General features: G+C 71.9%; 18 protein-coding genes. 13 read left to right on the plus strand and 5 right to left on the minus strand.

All coding sequences use genetic code 11. The annotated features are described in order from the left end of the window. Window positions 1-500: 500 nt before the first annotated feature. Complete coding sequence (locus ACIOD2_RS45345; RefSeq protein WP_400551812.1) at window positions 501-2,492, minus strand: glycoside hydrolase family 31 protein; 1,992 nt, start codon at window positions 2,490-2,492, stop codon at window positions 501-503. Window positions 2,493-2,697: 205 nt separating this feature from the next. Here ACIOD2_RS45345 and ACIOD2_RS45350 point away from each other — a divergent pair, with 205 nt between their 5' ends. After that, window positions 2,698-3,462, plus strand: coding sequence for a lysostaphin resistance A-like protein (locus ACIOD2_RS45350; protein WP_400551814.1), 765 nt, complete (start codon window positions 2,698-2,700; stop codon window positions 3,460-3,462). Window positions 3,463-3,466: 4 nt separating this feature from the next. On the opposite strand, the gene ACIOD2_RS45355 is transcribed toward ACIOD2_RS45350, so the two are convergent. Next, window positions 3,467-3,880, minus strand: coding sequence for a MarR family winged helix-turn-helix transcriptional regulator (locus ACIOD2_RS45355; protein ID WP_400551816.1), 414 nt, complete (start codon window positions 3,878-3,880; stop codon window positions 3,467-3,469). 72 nt (window positions 3,881-3,952) lie between these two features. Between ACIOD2_RS45355 and ACIOD2_RS45360 the strand changes: the two genes are divergently transcribed. Beyond that, the gene (locus ACIOD2_RS45360; protein WP_400551818.1) at window positions 3,953-4,840 is read left to right on the plus strand and encodes an alpha/beta hydrolase; all 888 of its coding nucleotides are present in this window, start codon (window positions 3,953-3,955) and stop codon (window positions 4,838-4,840) included. Here the strand turns inward: ACIOD2_RS45360 and ACIOD2_RS45365 are convergent. After that, window positions 4,820-5,338, minus strand: coding sequence for a winged helix-turn-helix transcriptional regulator (locus tag ACIOD2_RS45365; protein ID WP_400551820.1), 519 nt, complete (start codon window positions 5,336-5,338; stop codon window positions 4,820-4,822). The genes ACIOD2_RS45360 and ACIOD2_RS45365 overlap by 21 nt on opposite strands. Before the next feature lie 91 nt (window positions 5,339-5,429). Here ACIOD2_RS45365 and ACIOD2_RS45370 point away from each other — a divergent pair, with 91 nt between their 5' ends. From ACIOD2_RS45370 to ACIOD2_RS45405, 8 genes are all read left to right on the plus strand, one after another. Then, window positions 5,430-6,815 carry an MFS transporter gene (locus ACIOD2_RS45370; RefSeq protein ID WP_400551822.1) on the plus strand — a complete coding sequence of 462 codons (1,386 nt, stop codon included), beginning with the start codon at window positions 5,430-5,432 and terminating at the stop codon, window positions 6,813-6,815. A gap of 94 nt (window positions 6,816-6,909) precedes the next feature. Further along, window positions 6,910-7,389, plus strand: a complete 480-nt coding sequence (locus ACIOD2_RS45375) for an Asp23/Gls24 family envelope stress response protein (protein WP_400551825.1) — start codon at window positions 6,910-6,912, stop codon at window positions 7,387-7,389. Continuing rightward, the gene (locus ACIOD2_RS45380; RefSeq protein WP_400551826.1) at window positions 7,386-7,694 is read left to right on the plus strand and encodes a hypothetical protein; all 309 of its coding nucleotides are present in this window, start codon (window positions 7,386-7,388) and stop codon (window positions 7,692-7,694) included. The genes ACIOD2_RS45375 and ACIOD2_RS45380 overlap by 4 nt, the downstream gene beginning before the upstream one ends. Then, window positions 7,691-7,867 carry a hypothetical protein gene (locus tag ACIOD2_RS45385; RefSeq protein WP_323326915.1) on the plus strand — a complete coding sequence of 59 codons (177 nt, stop codon included), beginning with the start codon at window positions 7,691-7,693 and terminating at the stop codon, window positions 7,865-7,867. The genes ACIOD2_RS45380 and ACIOD2_RS45385 overlap by 4 nt, the downstream gene beginning before the upstream one ends. A gap of 3 nt (window positions 7,868-7,870) precedes the next feature. After that, complete coding sequence (locus tag ACIOD2_RS45390; protein ID WP_400551829.1) at window positions 7,871-8,251, plus strand: Asp23/Gls24 family envelope stress response protein; 381 nt, start codon at window positions 7,871-7,873, stop codon at window positions 8,249-8,251. After that, complete coding sequence (locus ACIOD2_RS45395) at window positions 8,248-8,775, plus strand: DUF6286 domain-containing protein (protein WP_400551831.1); 528 nt, start codon at window positions 8,248-8,250, stop codon at window positions 8,773-8,775. The genes ACIOD2_RS45390 and ACIOD2_RS45395 overlap by 4 nt, the downstream gene beginning before the upstream one ends. Next, on the plus strand, window positions 8,772-9,344 hold the full coding sequence (gene amaP / locus ACIOD2_RS45400; RefSeq protein WP_400551833.1) for an alkaline shock response membrane anchor protein AmaP: 573 nt from the start codon (window positions 8,772-8,774) through the stop codon (window positions 9,342-9,344). The genes ACIOD2_RS45395 and amaP overlap by 4 nt, the downstream gene beginning before the upstream one ends. An 83-nt stretch (window positions 9,345-9,427) precedes the next feature. Further along, window positions 9,428-9,892, plus strand: coding sequence for a molybdopterin-binding protein (locus ACIOD2_RS45405; protein ID WP_400551835.1), 465 nt, complete (start codon window positions 9,428-9,430; stop codon window positions 9,890-9,892). Between the two features lie 304 nt (window positions 9,893-10,196). Here the strand turns inward: ACIOD2_RS45405 and eno are convergent, their stop codons facing one another. Beyond that, window positions 10,197-11,480 carry a phosphopyruvate hydratase gene (eno, locus tag ACIOD2_RS45410; RefSeq protein WP_400551837.1) on the minus strand — a complete coding sequence of 428 codons (1,284 nt, stop codon included), beginning with the start codon at window positions 11,478-11,480 and terminating at the stop codon, window positions 10,197-10,199. Window positions 11,481-11,761: 281 nt separating this feature from the next. On the opposite strand from eno, the gene ACIOD2_RS45415 reads away from it, so the two are divergent. Then, window positions 11,762-12,553 (plus strand): S1 family peptidase, encoded by a 792-nt coding sequence (locus ACIOD2_RS45415; protein ID WP_400551839.1) that lies wholly within the window; start codon window positions 11,762-11,764, stop codon window positions 12,551-12,553. A gap of 42 nt (window positions 12,554-12,595) precedes the next feature. Here the strand turns inward: ACIOD2_RS45415 and ACIOD2_RS45420 are convergent, their stop codons facing one another. After that, complete coding sequence (locus ACIOD2_RS45420; protein ID WP_400551841.1) at window positions 12,596-13,351, minus strand: SDR family oxidoreductase; 756 nt, start codon at window positions 13,349-13,351, stop codon at window positions 12,596-12,598. A gap of 55 nt (window positions 13,352-13,406) precedes the next feature. Here ACIOD2_RS45420 and ACIOD2_RS45425 point away from each other — a divergent pair, with 55 nt between their 5' ends. Both ACIOD2_RS45425 and ACIOD2_RS45430 read left to right on the plus strand, forming a co-directional pair. Next, the gene (locus ACIOD2_RS45425; protein ID WP_400551843.1) at window positions 13,407-13,760 is read left to right on the plus strand and encodes a winged helix-turn-helix transcriptional regulator; all 354 of its coding nucleotides are present in this window, start codon (window positions 13,407-13,409) and stop codon (window positions 13,758-13,760) included. Window positions 13,761-13,832: 72 nt separating this feature from the next. Further along, a complete protein-coding gene (locus tag ACIOD2_RS45430) occupies window positions 13,833-15,395 on the plus strand; it encodes a carboxylesterase/lipase family protein (protein WP_400551845.1) in 1,563 nt (520 codons plus the stop codon). Window positions 15,396-15,403: the final 8 nt, after the last annotated feature.

Below are 15,403 nucleotides of genomic sequence, written 5' to 3' on the forward strand. Positions count from 1 at the left end.
TGCGTGAGCGCGGTCCGGGTCCGCGGCCCGCGGCATCCACCGTGGATTCGTGGCTCCGGGCCTGGTGCTCGCGTGGCACTCGGCGGCTGCGGGGCGCCGACCGTGTGCGCGGCGGCGTCCACTGTGGATTCTCCGACTCGGCCTGACGCTGACCATTGTTCGCCTGGCGAGACATCGCCGCCCGACAGCGCTCACGCGGGTGATCCCCGCGTGAGCGCGGCCCGGTCCTCGGCTCGGAGCGGCGGCATCCACTTCGCCGGTCCGGGCCTGCCCCTGGCGTGGCGGACGCCTGGCGAGACGTTGCCGGCTGATGCGCCTACGCGGGTGCTCTCGCATGAGCGTTGCCGGGCTCGGTCAGTGGTGCGCCAGTCGTGTTCGCCGCTCGGGGCGGCGTCCACTGCGGTTTCGCCGACCCGGCCTGACGCTGACCCATTGTTTCACCTGGCGAGATGTCGCCCGACGCGCTCCCGCGGGTGATCCCCGCGTGAGCGCGGCTCGGCTCAGTGGCTCAGAGCGGCGATCAGCCCAGCGGACCCCGGCGCCCCGAGGCGGACGAACATCGGCGTGGTGTCGAGCGGTGCCGCATAGCCGTGCAGGGTCCGGCCGCCGACCTCGACGCGGCGCGTGTGCGGGTCGAACCACAACCCTGCCGGTAGAACCACGTCTCGTGAGGTGCCGGAAGTGATCACCGGTGCGGCCAGGAGGGCCGGGCCGAGCAGCCACTCGTCGTCGATCGTGTCGAAGCGGTGGTCGGCGGGGAAGTCGAAGAACACCGGCCGCATGATCGGCGAACCGTCCGCGACCGCCTGCTTCACCTGGGTCTGGATGTACCCCGCCAGCTTCGAGTGCGTGCGCACGGCGTCGGCGTAGAGCCGCGCGGTGTCGGCCGGGTAGGTCACCGGCTGGCCCGTGGTGGTGTCGATCGTCGACACCGGCGACGTCGAGGCGTACATCAGCGGCATCAGCGACGCCGCCTGCGCCCAGCGCACGAGGATCTCACGCGACGGCGGCGGCATGCTCTCGGAGCCGCCGATCATGTCGGTCTCGACGAACGGGTAGCCGTCGGTGGAGATCGCCGACGCCCGGCGCAGGGACGTGCGCAGGCCGTCCCACGTGGTGTCCGCGTCTACCGCGCGGATCACGAAGCCGTAGCGCTGGTTGCCCCAGTGCGTGCGGATGCCGGCGCCCTGCTGGTCGAACTGGTCGGTCATGTCCGCGCCGAGCTTCTGGTAGTCCTGCGGGGTCAGGCCGTTCGACGTGGCGCAGCTGTCGTCGAAGAACCGGGTGTCGAACTTGAAACCGTCGACGCCGTAGTCGGCCATCAGCTTGCGCAGGTTCCCGGTGTACCAGTCGCGCGCCTGCGGGTTGCCGAGGTCGATGATCCCCGCCGTGCCGTTCCACCACGTCACCGTGCACGGCTGCGCGGGGTCCGCCTTCGCGTGCAGCAGGTAACCGTGGTCGCGGGCGTAACCGTAGTTCGCCGAGTCGAGGTTGATCCAGAACGTCGTCCACAGCCCGAACTTCTGGCCCATGCCGTGGATGTCGGCGACCAGCTTCTTCGGGTCCGGGAACGTCTTCGCGTCGAAGGTCAGGTTGCCGTAGTTCGACTCCCACTTGTCGTCGAGCTGCACGGTGTGCCCGGCGACGTTCGCGGCCTTGAGGTCGCGCGCCCAGGCGACGACCTTGTCCTGGTCGATGTTCCGGTAGTACTGCGCCCACGAGTTCCACAGTGGACTGGCGTACTCGGCGTCGGTCGCGTCGCTCTTCTCCGGCTTGCCGACCTCGCCGATGTAGTCGTCGTACACCGCGCGGCGGCTCGACTCGACGAACACCGTGCCGGAGTACTCGGCCGCCCCGGTGACCGTGAGGTCGGCGCGGCCGTTCGCCAGCGCGACCTTCATCGGCTGCGCGGTGCGGACGTACACCCCGACCGACTTCGACGTCGTGAAGTACGGCTCCTGCATCATGTAGCTGGCGGGGGAGAACTCCGGTTCGTCCACCACGCCCGCCGACAGCGGGTAGGGCTGGGGCTTCCCCTCGCTCGTCTCACCGCCGCCGTACCAGTGCCCGGACGTGGCCAGGTCGAAGTGCGTCGCCCGGTCGCCGGCCGGTTCGCCGGCCACCGACCAGCGCAGGTCGAAGCGGTCCGCGTGCGGGGTCAGCCGCAGGGTCACGCCCTTGCCTGAGCTGCTGTCGGCCTCGGCGACCACGGTGTCACCCTGCTTCGAGACGGACCGCACGCGGGTCGCCACCGAAGTGCCGAAGGTGAACGCGTCCGGCGCGGTGCGCAGCAGGGTTTCGCCACCCCGCGACACGGTGACGCCGAGGCGGGCCGTGTCGACGCGCACCTGGTAACCCGGGGCGGCACCACTGCGCGGGACCGAGAAGGCCGCCGCCGAGAGCGGGTCCGCCGCCGCGGGCGCCGCGAGGACGCCGGTGAGTACCAGCCCGACGGCCGCGCAGGCCGCCGTCCGGGAAGTCCGTAACTGCACCCGAGCCTCCAGAAGTGCGAGAAACTGCTCGATACTGCGTTCATTCGCGCACTAGTAAGCAGACAGGGTGACGGGGTTGCTTGTCAAGAGTTCACCTCGCCGCCCCGGGGGTGTCGGATGTCCGATTGCGGGGTCCGCGGCGCGCGGTGATGATCGGGATCCGAGGCCGTGAACCGTCACGGGCTCCCGGGCCGAGCGGAGCCGCATGTCGTCGCAGCAGACCGGAACCGGGAGCCGTGTGCTGCCCGTGTGGGCGTTCCTCGTGCTGGTCGTCGGGTACGTGGTGGTGACCGGCCTGATCGGCTGGGCGGCGACCATCGGGATCGACGTCGCCTACGCCAGCCCGACTTCGCTCGACGAGGTCTGGCGCAGTCTCACGCTCCCGGTCGGCATCGGCCTGGTGCTGGTCGCCGTGACGATCTCCGCGCTGCGGTGGTGGCGCCCGGTGCTGACCGACGACCGGCCGGTCCGGCGGTGGGTGATCGCCGTCCCGGTGATCATGGTGGTGGCGATCCTGCTGGCCACCGACTACGCCGGTCTCGCCGACCGCGGCCTCGGCTTCACGCTGCTGCTCCTGCTGAGTGCGCTGTTCGTCGGTTACGCCGAGGAGGCGCTCTTCCGCGGGATCGGCGTGACGGTCTTCCGCAACCGCGGCTTCTCCGAGGGCAAGGTCGCGCTGTGGTCGTCGATCGTCTTCGGGGTCGCGCACGCCGCGAACCTGTTCTCCACCGGCCCGAAGGCGCTGATCCAGGTGCTGGTGGTCGCGGTGGCGGGTTACTTCTTCTACCTCGTCCGGCGCCGCACCGGCGGGTTGCTCGTGCCCGGCCTGCTGCACGGGCTCTGGGACTTCTCGCTCATCTCGTCCGCGGTCGTCCCCGGGCGGGCGTACGCCGGCCCGATCGCGAGTGTGGTCGCGCTGATCGCGCTCGCGGTGCTCGTGCTGGTCCGGCGGCGCCACATCGAGGGGTGACCCCTCAGTCGTCGAGGGTGTGGTCGAGCAGGGCGAAGAGCTGGTCGAGTTGCTTGCGGCCGAGCTTGCGCAGCGGGCACGCGGCGTCCAGCGCCGCGAGGGCCGCTTCGCGCGCCTTGCGGCCCTCCGAGGTGAGGGCGAGCACCCGGAACCGGCGGTTCGACGGGTCTTCCGTGCGCGTCAGGTAACCCAGCTCCACCAGGCGTTCGGTGGTGAACGTGAGGTTGGACTTCGTGCTGTCGATCCGCTCCGAGATCGCCTTCATGGTCGGCGGCGGCTCGTCCGGGTCGATGGCCCACAGGACGTAGACCGTCGGCATCGTCAGGCCCAGCTCCTCCAGTGCCGGCTCCGCGCCCCGGGTCGTCGTCGTGACGATCTCGTACAGGGCTTCGAGGGGTGACCGGTGGGGGAGCCGCATGGCGTGGATCATACAACGCTGGCACGGTACAGCGCTTGAACTCAACGGTTGAGCGCTGGTACGGTTCAAGTCATGAACAGTCAAATCACGGTCGAACGCGTGGTGTTCGCGTCGGCCGGCGTGGACCTGGCCGGCGACCTCTACCGCCCGGCCTCCGATGTGGACGGTCCGCGGACCGCCGTGGTCGTGGCCGGCGCGTGGCGCACGGTCAAAGAACAGATGCCCGCGGCCTACGCCCGGGAGCTGGCCGCCCGCGGGTTTTCCGCGCTGGCGTTCGACTTCCGCTCCTGGGGAGCGAGTGGTGGCCGCCCGCGGTCCATGGAGGACCCGCTCGCCAAGGCCGACGACCTCGTCGCGGCCGCGGAGTACCTGTCCTCGCGGCCGGACGTCGACCGCGTCGCGGGCCTGGGCATCTGCGCGAGCGGCGCGTACCTCGCGACGGCGGCGACCAGGACGTCGCTCTTCTCGTCGGTCGCGCTCGTCGCTCCCGCGCTGCCCAGCCGCGACACGGTGGTGGCCACCCTCGGTGGCCCGCAAGGGGTCGCGGCCCTCCGCGACGCGGGCCGGGAGGCGAGGGAGTGGTATGAGCGGACGGGCGAGGAGAGGCTCGAACCGGCCGTGCCGAGCACGGACGAGTACTTCGCCGACCCCGCGCGCGGCGCGATTCCCCAGTGGGACAACACGTTCAACCCCGCGTCGTGGGACCAGTGGCTCGACTTCGACGCGCAGGCTTCGGCTTCCCGGCTGACCGCGCCGCTGCTCGTGGTCCACAGCGACGCGGCGGCGAGCCCGGAGAGCGTCCGCGAGTTCGTCGCCCTGGTGCCCGGACCGGTCGAGCAGATCTGGCTGGACGATGTGGCGCAGTACGACTTCTACGACCAGCCCGGCCCGGTCAAGACCGCCGCCGACGCGGTGGCGCGGCACTTCGCCGCCGAGCCCTCAGTGCAGCGGCTGCAGTAGCGGCCGGGCCCGGGCCAGCGCCGTCGTGATCGCGCTGTCCCGCGGTGACGGCGGGGGCAGGCCCGGGCCTGGTGTCATCACCGTGTCGGCGACCGGCACGCGCTCGCCGCAGCCGGCGCACTCGCCGGCCGGCGACACCTCGCCGCCGCAGGAGTCGTGCACGAAGACGCGGCGGCGGCCTTCGGGTGCGTAGTACTCGTCGCCCCACGCCGACAGCGAGCGGACGACCGGCCACAGCGCGAGGCCTTTCGCCGTCAGCTCGTACTCGCTTCGCTTGCCCGGCCCGGGAACCCGGGCCAGCACGTCCTCGCCGACCAGGAACTCCAGCCGTTCGGTCAGCACCGCGCGGGGGATGCCGAGGTGGTCCAGGAAGTCGCTGAACCGCCGGACGCCGAAGACCGCGTCGCGCACGATCAGCAGCGTCCAGCGCTCGCCGACGATCTCCAGGGCGCGGACGATCGAGCAGGCCTGGCCGGTGTACTCGCGGGGGAGTGCCATGGGCCCAGTGTGTCACAGAAGAGTTCGGTGAACGAACAAACCGTGCTAGCCTCCGGCGAAGAGTTCGGTCACCGAATCACCTGGAGTCCGCATGGACCGCCGCCCGGCCGCTGTGCTCGTCGCTTCGGGCGGCGGCACGCTGCTCGCCATGTTCGTGTTCACCGCGCCGCTGTCGATCGTCCCGTCGGTGGCGCGCGGGCTCGGCGCCGGCGCGATCGCGACGTCGTGGATCCTCAGCTCGATGAGCCTCGGCCTGGCGGTCGCACTGCTGCCGGCCGGCGCGATCGGCGACGACTTCGGACGGCGGCGCGTGTTCGCCGCCGGCGGGGGAGTGCTCGCCGCCGGATCGCTGCTGGGCGCGGTCGCGCCAGGCCCGCTGACCTTCATCGCCGGCCGGGTCGTCGAAGGGCTCGGGGCGGCCGCGCTGATCGCCTGCGGGCTCGGCGTGCTCGGGCACGCCTTCCCCGACCCCGCCGGCCGCGCCCGCGCCACCGGCGTGTGGGGCGCCTGCCTCGGTGCCGGCATCGCCATCGGCCCGGTGGCGGGCGCCGTCCTCGACACCGCCGCCGGCTGGCGCACGCTCTACGTCGTCGCCACCGTGCTGTCCCTCGGCGTCGCCGTGCTCGGCCGGGTGCTGCTCGAGGAGTCCGTCTCGGGCCGGGCGCGGAAGGTCGACGTCACCGGCTCGCTGCTGCTCGGCGGCGGGCTCGCGGCGCTGCTCGCCGCGCTCACCGAAGGCCGCCAGAGCTGGACGAGCCCGCTGGAGCTGGGCCTGATCGCCGCCGCGGCCGTCCTGCTCGCCGCGTTCTTCGCGCACCAGGGGCGGACCGAGGGCGGGATGCTCGACCTGACGCTGTTCCGCCGTCCGGCGCTGGTCGCGGCGACGACCGGCGCGTTCACGGCCGGCGCCGGGGTCACGGCGCTGATGTCGTTCCTCTGCACCATGCTCGAGAACGGCCTGGCGTTCACCCCGGTCACGGCGTCCCTGGTGGTGCTGGCCTGGTCGGCGGCCAGCGTGGCCTCGGCCCTGCTGACCCGGCGCCTGCCCGCCGCGTTCTCCGGCGGCGCGCGGATGAGCGCGGGCCTGCTGGTGGTGGCCGCCGGGCTGGTGCCGCTCGCGTTCGTGACCCCGGGCTCCGGCGCGGGCCCGCTGGTCGGCGGCCTGCTGCTGGCCGGGATCGGCACCGGGGTGGTGAACGCGTCGCTGGGCCGCGAGGCGGTGGCGAGCGTGCCGCCGAACCGGGCCGGGATGGGCAGCGGGATCAACAACACGAGCCGCTACGTCGGGGCCGCGCTGGGCGTCACGGTCGTGACGGTGCTCGCCGTGCACCCTTCGGCCACCCCGGCGGCGAGCCTGGTCGACGGCTGGAACGTCGCCGTGCTGGTGGGGATCGGATTGTCGGTCGCCGGGGCGGCCGTGATCGCCGCTTTGAGCGCCGCGGCGAGGCGAGACGTGGTTCACACGATCGGGTCGTGACGATCTTCCCACCGCGTTGTCTGTCCAGTGTGGAAGAACAATCAAGGGGCTTCCACCGACAAGACAACGCATTCCGATGTGCGAAGGAGACGTCATGACGAACGCCACCGCCACCAAGGTGCCCGCCCAGCAGGCGCCCGCCGACCCCGCCAAGAAGGGCGGCGACGGCGCGCTGGTGACGACCGAGGGCGCCACGTCGATCGCCGACGTCGTCGTCCAGAAGATCGCCGGCCTGGCCACCCGGGAGATCCCCGGCGTGCACGCCCTCGGCGGCGGCGCGGCGCGGGCGTTCTCCGCGATCCGCGAGCGCATCCCGGGCGCGACCGCTTCGGCCGGGCAGGGTGTCTCGGTCGAGGTCGGCGAGAAGCAGGCGGCCGTCGACCTGCAGATCGTCGTCGAGTACGGCGTGTCCATCGCGGACCTGTCGCGCTCGGTGCGCCGCAACGTGATCACCGCCGTCGAGCAGATGACCGGGCTCGAGGTGGTCGAGGTCAACATCAACGTCGGCGACCTGCACCTGCCGTCCGAGGACGAGGACGAGGGCGAGACCACCGAAACCGGCCGGGTGCAGTGAATCCCGAGCCCGACGCGGCCCGGATCGCCGCCGCGGTCCGGATCGCGCCCGGCGTGACCGGGCTGTACGGCGGGCGGTTCGGCGAGATCGCCACGCTCGACCCGCCGCGGCGGATCGCGGGTGTCCGCGTCCGCGACGAGGACGTCACGATCGCGGTCACCACGGGCTACCCGCTGGTGGCCGCGGACGTCGCCGCCGCCGTGCGCACCGCCGCCGCGGTCGCCGGGCGGCCGGTGCACGTCGTGATCGCGGACCTGGCCGAGCCGGCCACCGAAGCGCACCAAGTGAAGGAGAGGGTCTCGTGAAAGCCACGCAGCTCGGCCTGATCACCGGCCTCGTCCTGGGGCTGGCCGTCGCGATCGGCGGCTTCGGCGCGTTCGCCGCGGTCGCCGTGCTGGGGGCGATCGGCCTCCTGGTCGGCCGCTACCTCGACGGCAAGCTCGACCTGTCGCAGCTCACCGGCCGCGATCGGGGCTGAGCCGTGACCGCCACCCTGCCCGCGCCGGTCGCCGAGCGCGGGGTTCTGACCATCTCGGAGCAGGCGGTCGAACGCCTGGCCGCCTGCGCCGTGCTGGAGGTCGACGACGTCGGCGGCGCGGCCGGCCGCGTCCTCGGCGTCAGCCTGAGCGGTGAGGACCTCGAGCACTCCGCGAAGGTGAGTGCCCGCGTCGGCGACGAGACCGTGACGCTCGACGTGCGGATCTCGATCGTCTACCCGGCGTCGGTCGCGCGCACCACCGAGAAGGCCCGCGAGCACCTGGTGGAGCGGGTGGAGGCGCTGACCGGGTTGACGGTGACCCGCGTCGACCTCACCGTCACCGCGCTGCACACCACCGCGGGCCAAGTACGGAGGGTCGAATGAAACGCCGTCCTCGCCGGAGCGTCCCGGCCGTCCTGACCGCGGTGGTGGTGCTGGCCGCGTGCGTGCTCGTCGCCGTGGTGGCGATCCAGATGATCCTCGGCGAACGCCCGTGGATCAGCTTCGACTCGGTGGCGTCCGCCCTGCACGACCTGCGGTGGACGGACGTCGTGCCGGCCGTCGCCGGGGGTGTCGTCGCGCTGCTCGGCCTGGTCCTGGTGCTCGCGGCGATCCTGCCGGGGGCCACGACCGTGCTGCCGCTGGGCGGTTCCTTCGACGCGGGAGCCGCCCGCGGCGGGTACCGCTCGACGCTGCGCGCGGCGGCCGCGGACGTCGACGGCGTGTCCGGCGCCGCGGTCAAGCTCGGCGCGCGGCGGGTGAAGGTCCGGGTCGAGACGGCCCGGACCCGGCCGGACGGCCTCGCCGACGCCGTCCGCGAGGCGGTCGGCCACCGGCTCGACCAGGTCGGCCCGGCCACCCGCCCGGCCGTGTCGGTGCGGGTCCGCGCTCCCCGGAGGAAGTCATGACGAACCTGAACCGCCCGGCCCGCCTCAACCGCGTCCTGCTCGGGCTCTTGGGCCTGGTGCTGCTGGCCGCGGGCGGCTTCGCGGTCGCCACCCACTTCCGTCGCCTGACGGTCGTCGATCCGGGATCTCCGCTGGTCCCGGGCACGACCACCCCGCCGACGTGGGTGCTGTACGTCGCCGCGGCGGCGGCCGTGGTGCTCGGGCTGCTGGCGCTGCGCTGGCTGCTGGCCCAGCTGGCGCGGCGGCCGCGGACGCAGACGTGGCGGTTCGAGGCCGACCCGGACCGCGGCCGGACCGAGCTGGCGGCCGACGCCGCGGTCGCACCCTTCACCGAGGAGCTCCGGACGTACCCGGGGGTGCACCAGGCGCGGGCGACCCTGGCGGGGACGCGCGAGGACCCGACGCTGGCGCTGGTCGTCTCGGTGGAGCAGGACGGTGACCCCACGGAGATCCGCGAGCGACTGGAGACCGAGGGCCTGCCGCGGCTGCGCCAGGCGCTGGACCTCGACGACGTGCCGGTGGCCGTCGAGTTCCGGTTCACCACGGCCGCGGGCCCGCGTATCCGCTGACGCGGCTTGCCGAGGCGGAAAGTTCCGTATTTGCGGCCGTACCGTGCCTGTACGCCGCGGCGGCGGTGACTTAGCGTGGAGGGATGGAACCGTCGGTAGGCGGGCTCCTGGTCACCGGGACCGGGTGCGCGTCGCGGGTGATCGGGATCGGCGAGCTGCGGGAGCGCTCGCGGATCCGGCTCGACGTGGAGTACGTGACACGCCGCAGGCACGAGCGGCACGAGGTGCACGGCGTGCACCTCTACGACGTGCTCCGGGAGGGCCCGCTGCCGGTGGACACCCGGCACAAGATGGCGAGCCTGACGGTGGTCGTACTGGCGGTGGCCGAGGACGGCTTCCAGGTCGCGCTGTCGCTGGCCGAGCTGGACCCGGAGTTCGGCGCCTGCGCGGCATTGCTGGCGACCCGCTACAACGGCGAGTTGCTGGCCCGCCCGACGCTGGTGATGCCGAGCGACCAGCGGGCAAGCCGGTACGTGCGCGGCCTGGCGCGGCTGCGGTTGCTGACGGTCGGCGACGAGCAGTCGTCTGGAGTGATCGCGGGGAGTTGATTGCTCGGGGCCGGGTGTTGTTGCTGGGCCCGGAGTTCGGTGCTGTCGCGGGTACAACGGCGAACTGCTGGCCGATGCCGAGTGATCAGCGGGCGAGCCGGTAAGTCCTCGGTTTAGCCTGGTTGCGGTTGCTGACGGTCGGCGATGAGCAGTCGTCCGGAGTGATCGTGGGGGGTTGATTGCTCGGGGCCGGGTGTCGTTGCTGGGCCCGGAGTTCGGTGCTGCCGCAGGGACAACGGTGAGCTGCTGACCGTCGGCGACGAACCGGTCCGGGAGCGCGGTGGCGATCCCGGACCGGAGCGCGTCAGCGGCGGCCGCTGATGGTGGACGCGCCGGCGTAGCGGGCCTCGGCGCCGAGCTCCTCTTCGATGCGGATGAGCTGGTTGTACTTGGCGGTGCGGTCCGACCGCGACAGCGAGCCGGTCTTGATCTGGCCGCAGTTGGTGGCCACGGCGAGGTCGGCGATCGTGGTGTCCTCGGTTTCGCCGGAGCGGTGCGACATGACGGCCGAGTAGCCCGCCTTGTGCGCGGTCTCGACGGCGTCGAGCGTCTCGGTGAGCGTGCCGATCTGGTTGACCTTGATCAGGATCGAGTTGCCGATGCCGCGCTCGATGCCGTCGTTGAGCAGGTTCACGTTGGTGCAGAACAGGTCGTCGCCGACGAGCTGGACGCGCTCGCCGATCTGGTCGGTCAGCTGCTTCCAGCCGGCGAAGTCGTCCTGGGCCAGGCCGTCCTCGATCGAGACGATCGGGTAGCGGGCAGTCAGGTCCGCGAGGTAGGCGACGTGCTCCTCGACGCTGCGCTTGCGGCCTTCGCCGGTGTAGTCGTAGACCTCGCCGGTGTAGAACTCGGACGCGGCCGGGTCGAGCAGCAGCGCGATGTCCTCGCCGGGCTGGTAGCCGGACTGCTCGATGGCGCGGAGGACGAACTCGAGCGCTTCGTCGGCGGAGCTGAGGTTCGGCGCGAAGCCGCCTTCGTCGCCGACGTTGGTGCCGTGCCCGGCTTCGTGGAGCGACTTGCGCAGCGTGTGGAAGACCTCGGAGCCCATCCGGACGGCGTCGGCGAAGGTCTCCGCGCCGATCGGGCCGATCATGAACTCCTGGAAGTCGATCGGGTTGTCCGCGTGCGCGCCGCCGTTGATGATGTTCATCATCGGCATCGGCAGCAGATGCGCGAACACGCCGCCGACGTAGCGGTAGAGCGGCAGCCTGCTGGCGGCCGCGGCGGCCTTGACCACCGCGAGCGAGACGCCGAGCGTGGCGTTCGCGCCGAGCCGGGCCTTGTTCGGGGTGCCGTCGAGGGTGATCAGCGTGCGGTCGACCTCGGCCTGCGCCTCGGCGTCGAGCCCGATGATCGCCTCGGCGATCTCGGAGTTGACCGCGTCGACGGCCTTGCGCACGCCCTTGCCGTGGAACCGCGCCTTGTCGCCGTCGCGCAGCTCCACCGCTTCCTTCGTGCCGGTGGAGGCGCCCGAAGGCACGGCGGCCCGGCCGAGCGAGCCGTCCGCCAGCTCGACGTCGACCTCGACGGTCGGGTTGCCCCGGCTGTCGAGCACCTGGCGGCCGTGGACCCGGACGATGGCTGTCATTTCGCTCCTCGATGAGTTCTGGTGCCGCGACACCGGTTACGGCGCAACGGTTGCGGGCGCGGCGCCACGGTGAGCCGCGAAACATCGGGAGACTAGCAGAAGTTACTGAATCGATCCTGAACTTTCCCGGTCCGGAAGCCCTGGCCAAGAGGGAACTGTCGTCGGACAAAAACCAACTATATTCGCAAACTTTCAGATTGCTACTTTCGTAGCTAACCGAGACCCGAGCCGGTCTGGTCTGCTCGTGATCACCACCTTCCCGGTCCCCGAAGGAGATGTTCATGCAGGTAGACGGACGTTCGACGGTCCGGCGGGCCGCGGTGGCCCTCGTTGCGGCCGGGGCTTTCGCCGTCGCCGCCGCCCAGGGTGCTTCCGGTGCCGATCCGCGGATCGTCGGCGGGTCGCCGACCACCATCGACGAGTTCCCGGCCACCGTCATCTTCAACGTCAACGGTGCGCAGCACTGCGCGGGCACCCTGGTCGCGCCGGACAAGGTGCTGACCGCCGCGCACTGCACCGACGGCGTCGAGGCGTCGCAGATGGAGATCATCGGCGGCCAGACCAAGTTCAGCGACACCTCCGGGGAGAAGGCCGGCGTGAGCGACGTCTGGCAGAACCCGGGCTTCGACATGTCCGGCATGCAGCACGACAACTCCGTGCTGACGCTGGACAAGGAGCTGCCCTACACGCCGGCGACGCTGGTGCAGTCGGCGGACGACGCGGCCTACCAGGCGGGCGCCGACGTCACCGTCGTCGGCTGGGGCACGACGTCCGAAGGGGGCGACGTCTCCGACACCCTGCTGAAGGTGAACGTTCCGGTGGTGGACAACGACTCCTGCGCCACGGCCTACAGCACGGGCGGCAACAGCTACGACAAGGCGTCCATGTTCTGCGCGGGCGTGCCCGAGGGCGGCAAGGACTCCTGCCAGGGCGACTCAGGCGGCCCGGCCTACGTCGACGGCAAGCTCGCCGGCATCGTGTCGTGGGGCCAGGGCTGTGCGCGCAAGGACTTCCCGGGCGTGTACACCAACGTGGGCAACGACTACGCGGACATCAGCTCGCACATCGGCTGACCCGATGGGGAACGGCGGCGGCGCCAAGCCGCCGCCGTTTCCTCATGCCCCAGGGACGAACGGGCGGTCGTCGGGAGCGGCGTGACGGGCCGCGAGGACCGCGGCGGCCGGCGCGCCGATCGGGATCCGCAGTGGCAGCGCCGAAATCTCGGCGGCGTCGGCCACACCCGCGGCGACCTCTTCCGGCGTGATCCACTGCCGCTGTGCGGGATCGCCGCCGAGCAAGGCGGCGTAGGGGTCGTCCGGCAGCCGGTACGTCGTGACGTCGTCGAGCGCGCCCGAGCTGACCGCGCCGGGCTCCAGCAGCGCCGTTTCGAGGCCGAGCGGGGCGATCTCGATCGCCAGGGACTCGACCAGCGCCTCCAGTGCCCACTTCGTGGCGTCGTACCCGGCGCCCGGCGGGTTCACGATCCGCCCGACGACGCTGGAGACGAACAGCAGCCGCCCGCGGCCGCGCGCCCGCATTCCCGGCAGCACCGCCTGCGCGACGCGCAGCGCGCCGACCGTGTTGAGGTCGAACAGCCGCATGAGCTCGGCGGGCGGAGTCGCTTCGACGGCGGCGTAGAAGATCTCGCCGGCGTTCGAGACCAGGACGTCGATCTCCCCGGCCTGCTCCACCGCGGCTTCGATGCTCGCGGGATCCGTGACGTCGAGCGCGAGCCGCTGGTCGGCGTCCAGGTCGGCGAGCGTCTCCGGCTTGCGGGCGGTGGCGACCACGCGGTGCCCGCGGCGCGCGAACTCGCTCGCGATCGCCCGGCCGATGCCCTTCGACGCTCCGGTGATCAGCACGGATGCCATGACTCATCTCCTAGGTTCAAAAGTTGAACTCACTCCCGTGCGCTACGCTAGCACAGTGAGTTCAGAAATCGAACCAACTGGGGTCCGGGTGTGCGGGATCGCCGACGCGCTGGAGCTGGTGGGGGACCGGTGGGCGCTGCTCGCCCTGCGTGAGCTCGGCTTCGGCGTCAACCGCTTCGGTGAGATCCGGGCGCGCACCGGCGCGCCGAAGGCGAGCCTGACCACGCGGCTGCGCGACCTGGAGCGCAGTGGCCTGATCGAGCGCCGCCGCTACCGCGAGCACCCGCCGCGCGACGAGTACGTGCTGACCGAGGCCGGTGAGGGGCTGCTGCCGATCCTGGGTCACCTGCGCACCTGGGGGGAGAAGTACGCGACGCCGCTGGTGCGCCCGTCACACTCGGACAACTGAATCATCCTTGACAAATTTTCTTGTCGGTGTGACGCTCTGCTCGTCAGCAAGGACGAGCAGGCGGAGGTCGACATGGGCAAGCGCATCGCGGCACTGGTGATCGCGGCGGCCGCAGTACTGGGCACCGGGGGCGTGGTGGACACCGCCACTGCCCAAGGTCAGGACGCCGGGGTGGTGCGGACCGACGCCGGTCCGGTGCGGGGCACGGTCACGGCGGACAGCAAGACGTTCCAGGGGGTGCCGTATGCGGCGCCGCCCGTCGGTGAGCTGCGCTGGAGAGCACCGCAGCCACCGCGACGCTGGACCGTGCCGAGGGACGCCACCACCCCGGCGTCGCGGTGCGCCCAGCCGCAGAACATCGGGCCGGCGAGCGAGTCGGAGGACTGCCTCTACCTGAACGTCACGACCCCGCGCACCGGCGGCCTCAAGCCGGTGATGGTCTGGCTGCACGGCGGTGGCAACGCCTTCGGTGCGGGCAGCGACTACGACGCGCGGCGCCTGGCCGTCGGCGGTGACGTCGTGGTCGTCACGGTCAACTACCGCCTCGGCGTGTTCGGGTTCCTCGGCCTGCCCCGGCTCGACGGCGCCGGCACGTTCGGGATGCAGGACCAGCAGGCGGCGCTGCGCTGGGTGCAGCGCAACGCGGCCGCGTTCGGCGGGAACCCGGGCAACGTCACGCTCTTCGGCCAGTCGGCCGGTTCGTACGACATCTGCGCGCAGCTCACCTCGCCGTCGGCCCGGGGACTGTTCCAGCGGGCGATCATGGAGAGCGGTTCGTGCTCGATGACCTGGCCGCGCAACGGCGTCAACCCCGGCATCCCGGCCGGCTCACCGTGGCAGGAACAGTCCTCAGTGGACGCCCAGGGCGCCACGCTCGCCGCGTCGCTCGGCTGCCCGGCCGGACCGTCGCAAGTGGACTGCCTGCGCCGGATCCCGGTGCCCCAGCTGCTGTCCGCATCGCAGAGTGCCGCGCTGCCGGCGGTGGCGTACGGCAACCGGGTGCTCCCGTCGCGTCCCGACCGGGCGCTGGCCGAAGGCCGCTACGCGAAGATCCCGGTGATCTCCGGGACCAACCTCGACGAACAGCGCCTCGCGACGGCGTTCCTGCCCCAGGCCTTCACCGAGGACGGTTACCAGCAGCTGCTCGTCGACGCGTTCGGCACCAAGGCACCCGCCGTCGCCGCGAAGTACCCGTCGAGCGCGTACGGGTCCCCGGCCGTCGCCTGGGCCACGGTGGCGACCGACCGCGTCTGGTCCTGCACGCAGGTGATCGACCAGCGCACGTTCGCCCGCTCCGCGCCGGCGTACGCCTACGAGTTCGCGGACCGGACCGCGCCCGCGCAGTTCCCGTTTCCCGAAGGCCTGCCGTCGGGCGCTTACCACGGCGCCGAGATGGCGTACCTGTTCGATCTCAACGGCGTTCCCACCCCGCTGAACGCCGGGCAGCAGGCGCTGGCCGACCGGATGATCCGCTACTGGACGACCTTCGCCCGCACCGGCAACCCCAACGCGCCGGGTGCGCCGACCTGGCCGCGCTTCGGCGGCGGCGCGAGCACGTTGTCGCTGGTCCCGGGCGCCCCGCGGACGGTGGACCTGGCCGCCGAGCACAACTGCGCCTTCTGGGCAGGTCTCTGATTCCCGGA

This window comes from Amycolatopsis sp. NPDC088138 (assembly GCF_044741685.1).
Taxonomy (GTDB): domain Bacteria; phylum Actinomycetota; class Actinomycetes; order Mycobacteriales; family Pseudonocardiaceae; genus Amycolatopsis.